Source organism: Pseudoalteromonas sp. SaAl2, from assembly GCF_052947895.1.
In genome coordinates this window covers 3,628,460-3,645,097 of record NZ_CM129605.1, presented here as the reverse complement: position 1 = coordinate 3,645,097, position 16,638 = coordinate 3,628,460, and the positions used below count along the sequence as shown (strand labels likewise).

Below are 16,638 nucleotides of genomic sequence, written 5' to 3'. Positions count from 1 at the left end.
AATTAGCTTGAGCGTGAATAGTTAAGTAATTTTTTTTAAGTCTTTTAATAACCCTTTTTGAATCAGCCGATTTTGCTGCGGCTCTTGCTGGTAGGGGTATTGCAAAACCACCAACCCCATATGATCTATTAAATATAAACTCGCAGGCTCCAGCTCAGCAGTTTCGGCTAATTGTCGCCACGTTGAATCTCGCTTTTGGGGGCTGCCTAAAATAACCATATCGACTTTGCTTTGGTTTTTACCCAATGCTACATACAAGTTATCGAGTGCATGTAATTGCTCTGCACATGCTTGTTGGCACTGTTGAGGATGATTTAAAGCAATCGTCCACTGTTTATGCTCTGAGCTTTGCCAGTTTTTAAGTTTTATTTCTGTGCTTAAGAACGTGCCATTATTTGTTGCAGCTGAAGGTATCCATTCCAGTTTTAGTGCTAAATAGGCCAACACCAAAGGCACCAAACAGCAGCCGATAAAAATAATCAGGGGTTTGTTTTTCATTTTAATTCCTTCTTTTACTAGCAACGATGGCAACCACGACGCAAGACAAGCCAATTAATAGCCATTGAACTGCATAGCCATAATGCTTTTGCGGGCTCATTACGACAGCTTGGTAATGCGGTATACCAAAAGCATCACCAACACCTTGGCGATAAGCAATAAAATCGACTAAGGGCTGCTGTACATGTTTCTCAAATAGCGCTAAGTCGATATTTTGTACGCGTTTGGGCCAATCATTTTTGTGTTCTTGGTGCTCCGAGCTATCTAAAGTAAAGCCACTGAGTTTGCCTTGTTTTAGCTGAACATTAATATCGATAACACCACGAGGTAACGTAACTGACGGTAATTGCTGACGGGAGGCTGGCGCTTTAATCCAGCCAAAATTAACTAATATCGGCGTTTGACTATGTGAAGGTTTAAATAATGCTAAAACATCATAACCAACCTGCCCTTGCACGACTTGGTTATCTAACAACCAATAATGCACCGTGTTTACAGTGCCAGTTAAAGTGGCTTGGATACCAGTTTTATTCCACTCACTGGGCAACGCCAATACTTGCTGCCACGGCATAACCCCTTTAGATTGCACCTTCGCTATATGCGATAGTTGCAAGCTCTTCGCTTGGCCTCGCTGTATTTGCCAATAGCCTAAGCGTAAACACACCAACACCACAATCAGTACCACGCAAATGATGAAAATTGAGCTAAGCTTTTGTTTACGCCATAAAATTAGCTGCATAAAGGTGAATCCAGTGATTATTAAAATTATTATCGTACTGTTGTTATTGTTTATACTTTTTAACTTGTTTAGAGCGTTATTTATTATGGTATCAGGGCGCGATAGTGGGCGGCCAATGTCACATTATTTAGGCCGCCGCGTGATGTTTTCCGTCATCGTACTTATCGTAGTAATTGCTGCTCTTAAACTTGGATACATCTCCCTAATGCCAATCCTACAACACATATACAAACACAAATAAACATAACCAAACCACATCAACAAAATGCCAATACCAAGCAGCCGCCTGAAAAGCAAAGTGTTTATCTGGGCTAAAGTGACCTTTTAATACTCTAAAAAATACCACCAACAAAATTATCGTGCCGAGCGTTACGTGCATACCGTGAAAACCGGTCAACAAGAAAAACGTATTACCGTATACGCCAGCATCTAGGGTGAGACCTAAGTCATTGTAGGCATGAATATACTCTTCAACTTGCAGCCCTAAAAAAGCAATGCCAAGTAAAATAGTAAATCCTAAAAAGGCTTTAAGGGGGCCACGCTTATTATTCTCCATCGCTACATGCGCAAAGTGTAAAGTCACCGATGAGGTAAGTAGGATTAATGTGTTTATTAATGGTAAACCCTGCCAACCCATTGCTTGTGTAGTGCCCCCGCCTGGAGCTGTAACTAGCGGCCACATTGCTTCAAACGTTGGCCATAACACCTCGTTGGTCATGGCGTTATTGCCAGCGCCGCCAAGCCAAGGGACTGAGATCATTCGCGCATAAAATAATGCACCAAAGAAGGCCATGAAAAACATCACTTCAGAGAAAATAAACCAGCTCATACCTTGGCGAAATGATCTATCCATTTGCGCTGAATACAAACCTTGGTGCGACTCATCAATCACATTTTTAAACCAGCTAAATAGCATATAGAGCAAAATAGCGATGCCACCATAAAGTACATACTGGCCAGAGCCGCCTTCTGAGTTTACTTGCATCACAGTCAGTGCTGCACCAACAGCGATTAAAAATAACGCCACAGCGCCTACAATTGGCCACGGGCTTTGTGCGGGTACATAATATTTATCGTAATTTTGATTCATTTCACTTGCTCCTAATTACTAGCCACTAACTGGCTACTAATATCAAACACGGTATATGATAAAGTGAGCTCTTCTACTTCATCGGGCAGCGTGGTATCAACATAAAAAAGCAACTTAAATTCCACTTCCTCACCGGCTTTTAATGGTTGTTGATCAAAACAAAAGCAGGCCATTTTATGTAGATATTTAGCAGCCTTCCCGGGCGATACCGAAGGCACCGCTTGCATGACTTTGTCTTCATTACTGAGGTTCTTTGCTTTAAACAACACTTCGCGCATTGCACCGGGTTTAACGACCACGCTGTACTCCTGTGATTTCACCTCAAATGGTGCACCACTTTGTGCATGAGTAGTAAAGCTAACATCAACTTGGCGTGACTCAACAACCTGCGTACTTTGCTTCGCTTGCTCAAGAGAAGGCTTACCATTAAGCCCGGTGATATCGCAAAAAACATCGTATAAAGGCACCAAAGCAAACGCGAAGGCAAACATACCAAGGCATATTAAAACTAAGCGCTTAAGCAAAGGTGCGTGATTCATTACTTGATCTCCGGTGGTGTATCAAAGGTATGATAAGGCGCAGGAGAATCAACTTCCCACTCTAGCCCTTGCGCCCCATCCCACACCTTAGCCGGTACTTTGTCGCCACCTCTAGCACATTTAAATACCACCACAACAAACAGTAATTGTGACAAGCCAAAAGCAAACCCACCAATACTGATAATGGCGTTAAAGTCAGCAAATTGCAGCGCGTAATCAGGGATCCGCCTTGGCATACCTGCAAGGCCAACAAAGTGCATCGGAAAAAACAATACATTCACACTGACCAAAGACAGCCAAAAATGCCATTTTGCTAAGGTGATATTAAACATATTGCCAGTCCATTTAGGTAGCCAATAATAGGCTCCTGCCATGATTGAAAAGACTGCACCTGTAACAAGTACATAATGAAAATGCGCCACAACAAAATAGGTATCATGATATTGAAAATCAGCCGGTGTAATTGCTAGCATCAATCCTGAAAAGCCACCTAAAGTGAACAACACAATAAACGCAATACTAAATAACATCGGCACTTCAAAGCTTATTGAACCTCGCCACATGGTAGCTACCCAGTTAAATACTTTTACCCCGGTAGGCACTGATATCAACATGGTCGAATACATAAAAAACAGCTCAGCAGCCACTGGCATTCCCGTGGTAAACATGTGGTGCGCCCACACAATAAAACTCAGTAATGCTATCGATGATGTGGCATAAACCATCGAGGCATAGCCAAATAATTTCTTGCGTGAAAAGGTAGGCACTATGGTCGAAATGATACCAAATGCTGGTAAGATCATTATGTACACTTCAGGGTGACCAAAAAACCAGAATATATGCTGAAACATCACCGGATCACCACCACCCGCAGCATCAAAAAAGCTAGTGGCAAAGTATTTATCTGTTAGTACCATGGTCACAGCGCCAGCTAAAACAGGCATAACTGCAATCAGTAAAAACGCAGTAATAAGCCACGTCCATACAAACAACGGTAACTTCATCCAAGACATACCAGGGGCGCGCATATTCACTATGGTAACAATCACATTGATTGCCCCCATAATGGAACTAATGCCCATAATGTGAACGGCGAATACAAATAAAGCCGTGTTGTCATTACTGTAAGTCGTAGACAGCGGGGCATAAAAAGTCCAACCAAAAGCGGGGCCACCACCTGGCATAAATAGTGATGCTAATAGAATCAAAAACGCAAATGGTAGAATCCAGAAGCTCCAGTTATTCATTCGCGGTAATGCCATGTCTGGCGCACCAATCATCAGGGGTATCATCCAGTTTGCCAGCCCAGTAAATGCCGGCATGACAGCACCAAACACCATTATCAAACCATGGACTGTGGTCATTTGATTAAAAAAGTGCGGGTCAACTAATTGTAATCCTGGCTGAAATAATTCAGCACGGATCACCATCGCCATGGCACCACCGATCAAAAACATGGTCAGTGAAAATATTAGATATAAGCTCCCGATATCTTTATGGTTAGTCGTAAACAGCCAACGCTTAAACCCAGTTGCACCGTGATGATGTCCAGCATCGTGATGCGCAGCGCCGTTATTATTTTCGTCTGTTATGCTACTCATTACTTAGCCTCCGCAGTTGCATCAATCAAAGCCTGAATTTGGCTAGGTTGAACCACATCGCCCGTGTCATTACCCCATGCATTACGCTTATAGGTCACGACCGCCGCAAGTTGTTTTATCGATAGTTGTTTTACAAATGCCTGCATTGCTGTGCCTGGGCGGCCATGAACCACAACGTCAATATGCTCATTAACATCACCCAATACCACAGGGCTACCTTTTAGGGCAGGGAAAACACCAGACAACCCCATACCGGTAGGCTGATGGCACGCTGCACAACTGGCCATATAGACTTGTTCACCTAAGGTCATTAACTCTTCTTTAGATAAGGTTTGGTCCATCAATGCTGCATCTGCGGCAGCCGCCTTTTGTTTAGCTTGCTTGGCATCGGCTAACCAATTAACAAAATCTTGCTCAGACTTTGCCTCTACAACCACAGGCATAAAGCCATGGTCTTTACCGCATAGTTCGGCACACTGGCCACGGTAAATACCCTCTTCGTTAATTTTGGTCCATGTTTCATTAATAAACCCAGGGTTGGCATCTTTTTTAACAGCAAAGTCAGGCACCCACCACGAGTGAATAACGTCATCTGAGGTCATTAAAAAGCGAATTTTTTTATTGATTGGTAAAACTAAAGGTTTATCAACTTCAAGTAGGTAGGTTTCCGTTTTTTCAGCCTGGTTGCCAATTTGGTCGCTCGGTGTTGATAAAATAGAGTAAAAATCTACGTCTTCTCCCATATATTCATAATGCCATTTCCATTGCGAGCCAGTAATTTTGATTGTTAAATCAGCTTTACTGGCATCTTCCATTGCAATTAAGGTTTTTGTCGCAGGCACTGCCATTGCAATTAGGATGACGAACGGAATCGCAGTCCAAAGTATCTCAACTTTAGTGCTTTCATGGAATTGGGCTGGTATAGCCCCTTTTGATTTGCGATGATGTATTAAAGCCCAAAACATAACGGCAAATACAATCACCCCAATCACACAACATATAATAAAAATTGTCATGTGCAGTTGATAAACATTATTACTTATATCGGTTACACCTTCGCGCATATTAAATTGGCTATTTGCCAATAATTGCTGCGGCAGCATAAATAATATAAGGCACAAGGTAGAGCTCAGTTTACCCATGTGACGGCTCCTTTTGATGCTATTGCTAAACGCAAAGCGAAAAGGCGGCACTGCTTTTTTCGCGCCAATTCGTTATTTTTATTGTAACTGGTTAAGTTAGTCTCTTCGCATGCAACAATAAATTGCAGCAAGGCCCCAAAGATCTGTCGTTAACACAGTGTATTAACCAATTAGTTAAAAAATGAACAATTAGCAAGTTTTAGTGCAAATAAAATTCTATTTTGGTGCAAAAATAACAATACAAAATCAGCGCGTTATTTTAAATTCAAGAGGGAAAAGAAATGGCTAAAAGCAGGAGAGTCCTAGCTTGTATAGGGGTTTAGTAGCTACAGGTAAGTGCTAAAACTAGCAGTTAAATAAAAATATAAAAGTGAAAGCACCAAATATCACCAATTTGGTGCAAAATAGGTTTACATCCAATCTGCATTGCGGATCACACCGACTGCAAGCCCTTCAATATTAAAAGACTCATGTTCTAAATCAACTTCAATGGCTGAGAACTCTTCATTTTCGGCGTGCAACAAAACTTTACGCCCGGCTTTTTCTAGGCGCTTTACTGTTACATCATCATCAACGCGCGCAACAACTACTTGGCCGTTTTCAGCAACTTGTGTTTTATGCACAGCAAGTAAATCACCATCCATAATGCCAATATCTTTCATACTCATACCCTGTACACGCAATAAAAAATCAGCGGCAGGCTTGAACATTAAAGGGTCAATCTGGCAATGGCTTTCAACATGCTGTTGCGCAAGTATTGGTTCACCAGCTGCTACTCGGCCAATTAATGGTAATCCTAGTTGCTCGGGTTCATCCTCTTCCACCAGCTGAATACCGCGGCTTGCGCCTGGCTTCATTTTAATAACACCTTTTTTAGCCAGTGCTTTTAAGTGTTCTTCAGCAGCATTTGCACTTTTAAAACCCAAGGTTTGGGCTATTTCAGCACGCGTAGGCGGCATACCAGTGTCTTTGATAAACACTTTGATTAATTCAAGAATTTGAGCTTGACGATTCGTTAATGGGCGCATACAACTGGTTTTCCATACAGTACATTTAACTGTGAGTATATACAGTTATTTAAAAATCGCAAATTTTAAATTAGTTACCTTTAACCCTTCTTGATTACCATCTGGTACTCAACAATAAAGTGGCGCTATTTAAACCATCATCAGATTTCAAAGATGAGCCTAAACCAAACTTCAGTGCTATATGTTCATTAAACCAGTACTGTGTTTGCAACTCATAATTATCATTTCTATCGCCACGGTTATGTACGTTAGCAACTAAAGCAACCGACCAACCTTGGTTTACATAATAGCTTGCCCGGCCTTGAATAAAGCGATAACGCCCTGCCAATTGCTTTGCCTCTATATCCCAGCCTTGGTTATGATTGATTTTAGTCCAGCGAATGTATGGCGCATAACTCCACTCTACCGAAGTTAGCTCCTCGCCTGGATAATAAACGCGAGTTTCTTCTACCCGACTATAAAAAGCAGTTAAGCCAATTTGCAATTGATCGTTTACTTGATTACCTATTGATGCACTTAGTAAAGAGCTATCTGATTGCCAATTACTACTATCGTCATTTATATGTTGGATACCACCGGATAGAATTAATCCATTTTCAGCGTAATATGCGCCATCAGCATTTATGTAATACAGGTTATCATTAGCAAACCCGCCGATAGCGACATTACTCACGCTATGTAAATGTGCCTTTAAGTTCTGCGGGCCAGATAAAGCATTTAAGTCATCACTAAAATAACGATATCTCGCACCTAAAAATGCTTTATCCAAGCCACTTAAATCCGTGAACCCGAGATCAATCTGATGATTGATATCTGCATAGCTGGATAACGATAAGCAGCTAATTAACAGCATTATTCCTTTTTTCATCATGCGTTCCTAAAATGTAACATTAGGTACATTTTAGCTATTTTGATGATCTTAACTGTAGGAAAGTGTACAAAAGTGTAGACTGGTTTTAAATTTTCAATTGAGGACATTCCATGACTATTTGGTATCAACCAATCACCTTAGAACAGTGTAAACAACTTGATGAGGGCATTAACGGCCAAGGTACATTAATGAAAACAATGGGTATTGAAATTAGCGAGATTGGTGATGACTACTTAGTTGCCACTATGCCCGCGATACCTCAACATCATAATCCTATGGGCATGGTACATGGCGGTGCCAATGTCGTACTTGCTGAAACGGTTGCCAGTTATGCAGCAAACTTTGTGATTGATTTTACTAAGTTCTATTGTGTCGGCCAAGAAATCAACGCCAATCACTTAAAAGCTTCACGCAATGGAACTTTAACCGCAATAGCAAAGCCTATTCATTTAGGCAGACGTACTTCAGTATGGGAAATTAAAATAACAAATAGCCGCAACGAGCTATGCTGCGTATCAAGAATGACCGCAGCAGTGGTTGAACGTAAAAATTAGCTTTCGATAGGGTAAATCGTTATTTCAACACCCGCACCAATTGCAGATATTCTGAGCAGAGTGTCTGCTTGCAGTGCTTGATTAAAACATTTCGGTGAAGTACCCGACTCAAAGCCAATATCAAATGTACGCCGAGAACACGACAGCCACTGTTTTAATGCATTACGTGAGCATGACTCTATTAACTCACATAAGTGATTAATTGCTTTATCCGGCGTAGATACCTCGATATTTGCTTCTACACGCGCTAATTGACGATATTCATCGTGGTCATAATGTAAAACTGTGGCAATTTTTTTTTAAGTCAGCCACTAGCGCACTAATATCTTGTTTAGACTCAAGCTCTAGATCTACGTTTAAAAATTGAATTTCCGACATTTGTAGCTTTACCCTTAACCCATGTTAAATACACCGCAAACTTTAACCTAAATTTGTATATATACCAAATCATCTATTACCTGCGACAATTTGCCACATTGGCAAAAGCCCCCTAATCTATAAAATATCGCACTGAAAAATAACAACAAATGATTAAGTAATGAACAAACGTATTTTCAAGCATGCACGAAAAATTCATAAATGGCTTGGTTACATACTCGCACTACAAATCTTTGCATGGCTGTTAGGTGGTTTCGTCATGAGTGCAATTCCTCTCGATAAAGTACATGGCAAACATTTAGCGATGCGTTCGCTTGAAAACCCGTTTACGCAGGTCGACTACCCTACATCACTCGATAACATTGTTTCTCAGGTGGCGCAGCCAATACAAATAAATTACACCCACTTTTTAACAACACCTATTATTACTGTGACTAGTGAAAATGAAGAGCACAATTTTAACGGCTTAACTGGCCGCCCTTTCATTGCGCCAAGTAAAGTGCAAATAATTGCTAATGCACAAGCTCACTTATTAATCGATGCCAAAGTAAATGCAGCGACTAAACTCAAAATAGGTCCAAGGGAAGTTGGCTATAAAGAGAATATTTGGCAAGTTAGTTTCGATGATAATTTTAATACAACCTTGTATTTATGGGCTGATAGCGGCAAAGTTATCACTGTTCGCAGCACTATTTGGCGAATTTTCGACTTTTTCTGGATGTTACATATAATGGACTACGATGAACGAGAAGACTTTAATAACCCCTTGTTGATTAGCTTTTCGGCAACCAGTGTGCTGTTTTGCCTAACGGGTATCACTTTGTTACTACAAAATGTTCGTCTACGTCGTCGTAAGCGTTAAATAAGCCCTATCGGGGCAGAATCACAGCCTCGCTTATCATTGCATTTATAACAACTCAACCCATTCAACCGATTTACCTAATAGATCAATCACTCTAAAATAGCGTTTCCTGTAGTTCACTTAAGTGATTGGATATGCCTTACTTTATTATTGCGTTAGTAATTTCCCTTGCAAGCTTTAACCTTCACAGCGAGCAGTTTACCCGCTTCTCAACAGCAAAAAGACATTTAATAAAAACGTTACCCAGTGATGCCAAAAGCATTTACTGTGGCTGCGATATAAAGCGCCAAGGTAAAAAATTAATACCAGACCCTGCAGCATGCGGCTATAAACCGCGCAATGCAGTTACGCGCTCAGGTAAACCTAATGCACGAGCTGTTCGTATTGAGTGGGAGCATATAGTACCAGCGTGGGAGTTCGGTCATCAGTTACAATGCTGGCAAAATGGCGGACGTAAAAACTGCGTGAAAACCAGTGAACAATTTAGAAAAATGGAAGCTGATATTAATAACCTAGCCCCTGCAATTGGTGAGATTAATGCGGATAGATCGAATTATCGTTTTGGTATGATTGCAGGTAACGCCACTCAATATGGCAACTGCCAAGTAAAGGTGAATTTTAAACAACGGGTAGTTGAACCACCCGCCTATTCACGCAAGCGTATCGCAGATGCATACTTTTACATGCAAAAAACCTACGGCTTAAAAATATCTAACAAGCAACAGCAGTTATTTAGAGCATGGCAAAAGCAGAGCTTGGCACAAACCCGAAACTCTCAGCATCTTTAACTCTACAAATGTTTACATTATAAACGTATTTTTTGTTGCCTATCGTCAGCTGTATTGATATTTTCGAAACAAGTATTTACAGGAACGTAACTAAGTATGTTTAATAAAAAAAGAATCTCTACTGCTATTCTCATTGCTTTTTCTGGCCTTGCAATTACAGCATGTGGAGGCGGCGGTAGCCTAAATAAAGATTCAAATAATACAGACTCTACCAATGTGGTAACACCGCCACCACAGTCTAATGAGGTTGAATGGGTTGCGGGTGAATTTGACGCATCAAGTACATTTAAAAACCAATGTGATGTGCCACGCACAGGCAACGATCCATACAATAATAACCAACCATACCCTGATAAAGCGGGCTCCACGCTGACAGAAAAAATGTGGCTGCGCTCTTGGAGTGATGAAACATACCTTTGGTATGATGAAATCACAGACAAAAACCCTGAAAGCTTTGATACTGTCGCGGCATATTTTGCACAATTAAAAACAGAGCAAACCACAGATTCTGGTGCTAAGAAAGATAACTTTCATTACAGCGAACCAACAGAAGACTTTTACAAAGAAGCACAATCAGGCGTGGTATCAGGTTACGGCATTAACTGGTCATTTATTTCAAATACGCCACCAAGAGTGTTAAGAGTTACCTATCTTGAAGATAATTCACCGGCTCAGAATGCGGGGATCCAACGTGGCGATACCGTTCTCTCTGTAGATGATGTAAGCATAGATACCAACACTCAAGATGGAATTGACTCGCTCAATAGTATTTTGTTTGGCCCAACAGCTGGCGAAGCTCATAACTTTAGAGTGCGCAGTAATGATGGGACTGAAAAATCAATCACCATTACAGCGGGTAATATCGCCAAAACCCCGGTTCAGAACGTAAATACGTTTACTACACAAAACAATACACGTGTCGGTTACATGCAGTTCAATAGCCATATCGCTGTTGCACAAGAAGGTTTAATCGATGCCGTTAATAAGTTTATAGGCTGATCAAGTCGACGAATTAGTCATCGACTTTAGATACAACGGAGGTGGTTTATTAGCCATGTCATCACAATTAGCTTACATGGTTGCTGGCCCTGCTAACACCGATGATTTTTATTATTATCAAACCATTCAGAATGACAAGCTACCACAAGAACTACCTTTGTCATTCATTAATCAAGAAATTGATTACTCAACATTTGAAGGCAAACAAATACTTTTACCTGATTTAAATCTATCAAAAGTTTATGTACTGAGTACATCCGGTACCTGCTCTGCCTCTGAAGCCTTTATTAATGGCTTGAAAGGGATTGATGTTGAAGTGGTATTAATTGGTGATACAACATGTGGTAAACCTTATGGTTTTACGCCTACACACAACTGTGCAACTACTTACTACACGATTCAGTTTAGTGGTGCTAATTACAAAGGCTTTGGTGAATATTCAGATGGTTTAACACCCACCCCTTCACCCCAGTTTTCAGCTGATGTTAAAGGCTGCCCTATTGCTGATGACTTTGATCATCAACTAGGTGATACAAACGAAGCACTGCTATCGACGGCGTTATACCATATTACAAATAATGGCTGCCCTGAAGTGCCACAAAATGCAAAACAACAACCTGCCAGCTATTCACCAAGCAACGAAACTGGTTTATCGCTTGAGATACCTCAGTCGCTTTACAACACAAATATGGATTTAACCTGGCCTAGTACAGGAGATGCAAATGACTAAATACATGCTAAGTGCTGTTTGCGCAGTAATACTAACCGGATGCAACAGCACACAGGCTTTAGAGCCTCAAGATGCAACTCTAACACGAGTAAATCCGGGCATTGTTACACAGCTGCAACAAGCAATTCAAACTGCAAAAGGTGGTCCTTTAGTGACTCTTGCGGATGATGTATTTACTAAAAGCGCACAGCTTTTGATAGATCACGGCACGACTAAAGGCCCTGATGGCATGCCTATTATGGGCACACATAACATCCCTTCAGAAAAGTTTGTCTTGCAAAAATCAGGGGAGCAATGCTTTTTATTTTACCCTAAAAAACAACTGAGTATTCCACTTAGCAATGTCGAATGTGAAGTTATCTAAAACCAAAAAGGCGCATTAAGCGCCTTTTTGCTATGAGTGGATTAAAGCGCTTGGTGTGGACCAAACACCTCGTAATGTATGCGTTCAGCATCAACATCAAGTGCAAGTAATTGCTGTTTAATAGCAGCCATAAAGCCGCTAGGTCCACAAATATAAAAATCACCATCCACTAATGGTAACTGCTGAGCAACTGCACTGATATTCATTAAACCAATAAAGTCAGCACCCTCGCCACCTTGATTAAACCATGTATAGTAATTTAAACGCTCATGCATTGCGGCTTGATCAGCCAAAAATTGATTAAACGAATGCTGCTGAGCATTTTCACAAGCATGTAAATAAGTGACCGCTTGATTCGACGTGTCGCTTAATAACGTTTGTAACATTGGCAACATAGGTGTTTGACCAACCCCCGCCGAAATTAACACCACAGGTTTATTGTTTACACGTAAAAAGAAATCCCCTGCTGGCGGGTAAAGCTCTACAACACTCCCTTCGTCTAGCGAATGCAAATAATTTGATACAATACCTGCAGCTGGCAGCAATTCTTTTTTAACACTAATACGGTAATTTTCACCATTACTTTGCTGGGAAATAGAATACTGACGTATTTCGCTATATTGTGCCTCTTCAGGCTTAACTTTAATTCCCAAATATTGCCCCGGTTTGTGGGTGATTACTGCTTTACTATCTACAGGAGTAAGTGTAAAACTTGTTACCAATGCTGATTCTGGTTGCTTTTTAGTGATCACAAATTGACGTGGTTCCTGACCAGCCGCCGTGGTTATTTTTATTGTGCTCATATAGAGCAGCCTCTTCAGTAATACAAATATCAGCAAGTAACGCATACGCTTCACGCCATGCATATTCAACTTCTGGTGTAAATTGCTCGGGGATCAATTCCTTTAAAGTACCAATTAAATGTCCGCCCACAATCGGATAATGCTCAGGCAAAATATGCATACTGGCATGCTTATGATTAATACGCGCAAGCGCTTCTTTTAATACAGCTAAATTATCAATATTTTGCGCATAGGCGGCTAAGGCATTAAATAACGCAAATTGCTGACGACCGCTACGCTGATTCGCCATATTAAAAATATCTTGTAGCTCAGGATTATGGCTAAACATGCGGTTATAAAAATGCTCCGTAACAACGGTCCCAGCTTGTGCGAGCAAAGGCACAGTGCTTTTTACAATATTGATGGTTTTTTCAGATAACATACTACTTTCCTATAACTAAAATAATAATTAACCACGCCGCCCATCAACACGACGCCGCGTTAAAATAGGAATGCAATGGAGTAGAAACAACACAAATGCCACCAACCACAACATAGCGCTCAGTTGCCACGCTATGTGAGGCCCAATAACAAAGGGTAATAACGAACGAACAATCGCTGCAACAAGCACTAACGCAAACGCCACAGCCATAAAATGTGGAATAGTTAAAGGACGTCCTGTATGACCATGAGATACACGCGTCATCATGGCTAAAATCATCAAGCCAATGGTTCCGATAGTGATCATGTGCAGCGCATCTTTGAACAAAATCAGTGAGCTGAAAAAGCTAAGCGTAACCAGTGCCAAGCCTAAGCCTAACGCTAAATATGAAAAGTGTAATGACCAAAGTAGCGGCACCTTGAGGGCTTTACTGTTCCACCACATGAATGAACGGCTTAAATGCAACACAGCCACAATACCCATTCCCCAACCAGGGTTAAAATTATGCAGCTGGCTTAAAAAATAAAGAAAAATGGCTAAGATTGAGCTAAACAATAAAACCTTGTCTAATCGAGGTGTATGTATTTGTTGCTCTAAGTTTAAGCCTCTTGCAGTAAAAAAAGGTAAAACACGCCCTGCGACTATCCCAACTAATAACGTCATAACAAGCACAGCGGTATCAACGATAGATAAAGCCAGCGCCATATTTTTTTTGCAGCGCTAACCACAGATAAATCGCGTTTAGTGCGCACAACACAGCTAGTATCAATAAAAACTGATAGTTATTTTTACTCTTCGCTGCAATTAACATATTTGCTAAGGTAACAATGGCGCTCAGCCACCACAGTGTTTGCAAGCCAATCACAAGGTATAAATTTAAATTATCAATGCCTGTAGCCGTGATAAAAAAAGCGCCTCTGGCTGCCAGCCAAACTAAAGTAAGCAACATCAGCTTATTGCCGCTGATACTTGCTACGCCAGTCCACGTTTGTGCTGCGGTTAATAAAAAACCCACAGCAACGGCGCCTGCAAAGCCAAATAGCATTTCGTGAGCATGCCATAATGTTGCTGGCATGCTTAATTGCCAACTTGCGTTACCCGTTAAAATTAACAGCCAATAAGCCATGGATAAAACAGCGAGTAAACTCGCGCCTAAAAAGTAAGGCCGAAATGCTAACCCCCAAAGCGGCCACTGTCCTACTTGATAAAAACGGATTTGTTTAGGCATGGGTTCGGTTAAATTAATAGGTCGCATTATCGTACCTCTCTGCCTAAGCTATTGAGTGCAATACAGCGAAGTACATAACTAATTTTTAAAATAGTGGCAGCGATGATGGTTGAGATATGAGCTGAAATTTGCAGCTTTATCGTTAACAACTCTGCAAGTGGATAACTTAATATCACGGTGATAACTAAGCTAACTGTACTCAATACCAAGGCCCAATTAGCAGCACTTAGTAAACGAATATAGAAACCTGTTAAATCGTTATAAATCGATGTGTGGGCAGTCATACAATCACCATTATTTAAATATCTACACGATGTACTGCATGGAGCGAGCCAAGTTTAAAATAACTTACTATCAATAAGTTACTGTTTAACCCTTTGACAGATGAGTCATAATGACCTACCGTAGTGAAAGGTAAAAAACATATAAGAGTCAATTTGACATGCTCACTACTGAAGCACTTCTTAAGACAGCAATGCAGCTCGCTGTTATTGAACAACCTCACTGCCCCTACCAACATATTATTGAGTGTGTAAAAAAAGTGCTGCCTAGTGATGCTATCGCTTTACTCATTCGCCAAGATGACGTGTTAAAACCAATGGCTATTCACGGCCTGATGCCTGACACTTTAGGGCGACGGTTTGTGATCAACGACCACCCTCGCCTACATGCTATTTGCAACGCAAGCCAGCCACTACAATTTGCTCAAGATTGCTCACTTCCAGACCCATACGATGGTTTGCTCAGTTGTAAGCAAGGAGATATTCCGGTACACGCTTGCTTAGGCATGCCTTTACTCGATAAAAACGATGATTTACTCGCAGTGATTACCCTAGATAGCCTCAATGCAAAAGCGTTTGATGAGTATGATTTACAACAGCTAACCGTATTGAGTCAGCTCTGTGCTACCCAGTTAAAAACCACTTTGTTGTTACAGCAATATCAAAATCACGCGCAGCACAGTAATGCATTAGTACAAGAGCTAAACCGTGAGGCACTTACCCGTGATGGCGTTGAAATAATAGGGCAAAGTGCTGCGATGCAAAGCTTAAAAAACGATCTAAAACTCGTGGCAGGCTCTGAGTTTAGTGTATTAATTCAAGGTGATACAGGAGTTGGTAAGGAGCTCGTCGCACGTAATATACACATGCATTCAAAACGCAGCAAGCAGCCACTTATCCACTTAAATTGTGCATCATTGCCGGAAAACCTAGCCGAAAGTGAGTTTTTTGGCCACGCGAAAGGGGCATTTACAGGTGCAGAGCACGCACGCCAAGGTAAGTTTCAACTCGCTGACGGCGGCACTTTATTTTTAGATGAAATTGGCGAATTACCTCTGGCGATGCAAAGTAAATTACTGCGAGTTTTACAAAGCGGTGAAATTCAAACCGTAGGCGAAGATAAGGTAAAATATGTTGATGTACGCGTAATTGCCGCAACAAATCGCAATCTAAAAGATGAAGTTGCACAAGGACGTTTTAGGGCCGATTTATATCACCGCTTAAGTGTTTACCCATTACATGTTCCACCTTTAAATCAGCGCGAAAACGATGTGATACTGTTAGCGGGATTTTTTATCGAAAAAACCGCCCGTAAATTGGCGATTGAACAACTCAAACTTAGTGTCGAGGCACAGCTCACACTAGCGCAATACAGCTGGCCTGGTAATGTACGTGAACTTGAGCATGTTATTAGCCGCGCGGCTTTAAAGGCTAAGCAAAGCCAATGGCAACAAGCAATTATCACCATAGAGCCAGAACATTGTGAGCTAAACCTGACAACCAGTAAAACTGTTTCGCCATTAATACCGACACCAAAACCGCATGACTCAGAGCTTTCGTTAAAGCAAGCAACTGACGCATTTACCCACCATCTAATTACTCAACAATTAGCGCATCATGAATTAAATTGGGCGGCAACTGCACGTACTTTAAATATTGATAGAGCCAATTTAGTGAGACTTGCTAAGCGACTCGGGATTACAATTAAAAAGACACTGTAAT

The 16,638-nt window shown here is 41.1% G+C and carries 16 protein-coding genes and 4 pseudogenes; 8 read left to right on the top strand and 12 right to left on the bottom strand.

Translation table 11 applies throughout. The features are described from left to right. Nucleotides 1-2 precede the first annotated feature (2 nt). Together ACU8V8_RS17240 and ACU8V8_RS17235 are read right to left on the bottom strand one after the other, a co-directional pair. Nucleotides 3-498: pseudogene (locus tag ACU8V8_RS17240) on the bottom strand (transmembrane cytochrome oxidase associated protein). Between the two features lies 1 nt (nucleotide 499). After that, nucleotides 500-1,237: an SURF1 family protein gene (locus ACU8V8_RS17235; protein WP_446888315.1), complete on the bottom strand. Its 738-nt coding sequence runs from the start codon at nucleotides 1,235-1,237 to the stop codon at nucleotides 500-502. Between ACU8V8_RS17235 and ACU8V8_RS17230 the strand changes: the two genes are divergently transcribed. Then, nucleotides 1,188-1,478 (top strand): DUF2909 domain-containing protein, encoded by a 291-nt coding sequence (locus ACU8V8_RS17230; protein WP_446888314.1) that lies wholly within the window; start codon nucleotides 1,188-1,190, stop codon nucleotides 1,476-1,478. The genes ACU8V8_RS17235 and ACU8V8_RS17230 overlap by 50 nt on opposite strands. On the opposite strand, the gene ACU8V8_RS17225 is transcribed toward ACU8V8_RS17230, so the two are convergent. From ACU8V8_RS17225 to ACU8V8_RS17200, 6 genes are all read right to left on the bottom strand, one after another. Further along, nucleotides 1,452-2,327, bottom strand: coding sequence for a cytochrome c oxidase subunit 3 (locus tag ACU8V8_RS17225; protein ID WP_446888313.1), 876 nt, complete (start codon nucleotides 2,325-2,327; stop codon nucleotides 1,452-1,454). The genes ACU8V8_RS17230 and ACU8V8_RS17225 overlap by 27 nt on opposite strands. A gap of 11 nt (nucleotides 2,328-2,338) precedes the next feature. Next, complete coding sequence (locus ACU8V8_RS17220; protein ID WP_446888312.1) at nucleotides 2,339-2,866, bottom strand: cytochrome c oxidase assembly protein; 528 nt, start codon at nucleotides 2,864-2,866, stop codon at nucleotides 2,339-2,341. After that, the gene (gene ctaD / locus ACU8V8_RS17215) at nucleotides 2,866-4,467 is read right to left on the bottom strand and encodes a cytochrome c oxidase subunit I (RefSeq protein ID WP_446888311.1); all 1,602 of its coding nucleotides are present in this window, start codon (nucleotides 4,465-4,467) and stop codon (nucleotides 2,866-2,868) included. Before ctaD ends, ACU8V8_RS17220 begins: the two co-directional genes overlap by 1 nt. Next, complete coding sequence (gene coxB, locus ACU8V8_RS17210) at nucleotides 4,467-5,609, bottom strand: cytochrome c oxidase subunit II (protein WP_446888310.1); 1,143 nt, start codon at nucleotides 5,607-5,609, stop codon at nucleotides 4,467-4,469. The genes ctaD and coxB overlap by 1 nt, the downstream gene beginning before the upstream one ends. 410 nt (nucleotides 5,610-6,019) lie before the next feature. Next, complete coding sequence (gene lexA / locus ACU8V8_RS17205; RefSeq protein ID WP_087532594.1) at nucleotides 6,020-6,637, bottom strand: transcriptional repressor LexA; 618 nt, start codon at nucleotides 6,635-6,637, stop codon at nucleotides 6,020-6,022. Nucleotides 6,638-6,731: 94 nt separating this feature from the next. Beyond that, entirely contained in the window at nucleotides 6,732-7,508 is a 777-nt protein-coding gene (locus ACU8V8_RS17200; RefSeq protein ID WP_446888309.1) for a hypothetical protein, read from the bottom strand. A 110-nt stretch (nucleotides 7,509-7,618) separates the two neighbouring features. Between ACU8V8_RS17200 and ACU8V8_RS17195 the strand changes: the two genes are divergently transcribed. Continuing rightward, nucleotides 7,619-8,062, top strand: coding sequence for a PaaI family thioesterase (locus ACU8V8_RS17195; protein WP_087532596.1), 444 nt, complete (start codon nucleotides 7,619-7,621; stop codon nucleotides 8,060-8,062). On the opposite strand, the pseudogene ACU8V8_RS17190 reads toward ACU8V8_RS17195, so the two are convergent. Further along, nucleotides 8,059-8,440, bottom strand: a pseudogene (locus tag ACU8V8_RS17190) (hypothetical protein). The gene ACU8V8_RS17195 and the pseudogene ACU8V8_RS17190 overlap by 4 nt on opposite strands. Nucleotides 8,441-8,600: 160 nt before the next feature. On the opposite strand from ACU8V8_RS17190, the gene ACU8V8_RS17185 reads away from it, so the two are divergent. The 5 genes from ACU8V8_RS17185 to ACU8V8_RS17165 all read left to right on the top strand — a co-directional run bounded on the left by ACU8V8_RS17185 (nucleotide 8,601) and on the right by ACU8V8_RS17165 (nucleotide 12,183). Further along, on the top strand, nucleotides 8,601-9,302 hold the full coding sequence (locus ACU8V8_RS17185) for a hypothetical protein (protein ID WP_446888308.1): 702 nt from the start codon (nucleotides 8,601-8,603) through the stop codon (nucleotides 9,300-9,302). Between the two features lie 134 nt (nucleotides 9,303-9,436). Next, on the top strand, nucleotides 9,437-10,090 hold the full coding sequence (locus tag ACU8V8_RS17180; protein WP_446888307.1) for an endonuclease: 654 nt from the start codon (nucleotides 9,437-9,439) through the stop codon (nucleotides 10,088-10,090). A gap of 96 nt (nucleotides 10,091-10,186) precedes the next feature. Next, complete coding sequence (locus tag ACU8V8_RS17175; RefSeq protein WP_446888306.1) at nucleotides 10,187-11,089, top strand: PDZ domain-containing protein; 903 nt, start codon at nucleotides 10,187-10,189, stop codon at nucleotides 11,087-11,089. 55 nt (nucleotides 11,090-11,144) lie between these two features. Further along, on the top strand, nucleotides 11,145-11,819 hold the full coding sequence (locus ACU8V8_RS17170) for a S41 family peptidase (protein WP_446888305.1): 675 nt from the start codon (nucleotides 11,145-11,147) through the stop codon (nucleotides 11,817-11,819). After that, on the top strand, nucleotides 11,812-12,183 hold the full coding sequence (locus tag ACU8V8_RS17165; RefSeq protein WP_140394315.1) for a hypothetical protein: 372 nt from the start codon (nucleotides 11,812-11,814) through the stop codon (nucleotides 12,181-12,183). The genes ACU8V8_RS17170 and ACU8V8_RS17165 overlap by 8 nt, the downstream gene beginning before the upstream one ends. A gap of 41 nt (nucleotides 12,184-12,224) precedes the next feature. Here ACU8V8_RS17165 and hmpA read toward each other — a convergent pair. The 3 genes and pseudogenes from hmpA to ACU8V8_RS17150 form a co-directional block, all read right to left on the bottom strand. Continuing rightward, a pseudogene (gene hmpA, locus ACU8V8_RS17160) lies at nucleotides 12,225-13,407 on the bottom strand (NO-inducible flavohemoprotein). 27 nt (nucleotides 13,408-13,434) lie between these two features. Then, nucleotides 13,435-14,662, bottom strand: a pseudogene (locus tag ACU8V8_RS17155) (NnrS family protein). Further along, a complete protein-coding gene (locus tag ACU8V8_RS17150; RefSeq protein ID WP_446888304.1) occupies nucleotides 14,662-14,919 on the bottom strand; it encodes a hypothetical protein in 258 nt (85 codons plus the stop codon). The pseudogene ACU8V8_RS17155 and the gene ACU8V8_RS17150 overlap by 1 nt, the downstream one beginning before the upstream one ends. A 158-nt stretch (nucleotides 14,920-15,077) precedes the next feature. Here ACU8V8_RS17150 and norR point away from each other — a divergent pair, with 158 nt between their 5' ends. Then, nucleotides 15,078-16,637, top strand: coding sequence for a nitric oxide reductase transcriptional regulator NorR (gene norR, locus ACU8V8_RS17145; RefSeq protein WP_446888303.1), 1,560 nt, complete (start codon nucleotides 15,078-15,080; stop codon nucleotides 16,635-16,637). Nucleotide 16,638: the final 1 nt, after the last annotated feature.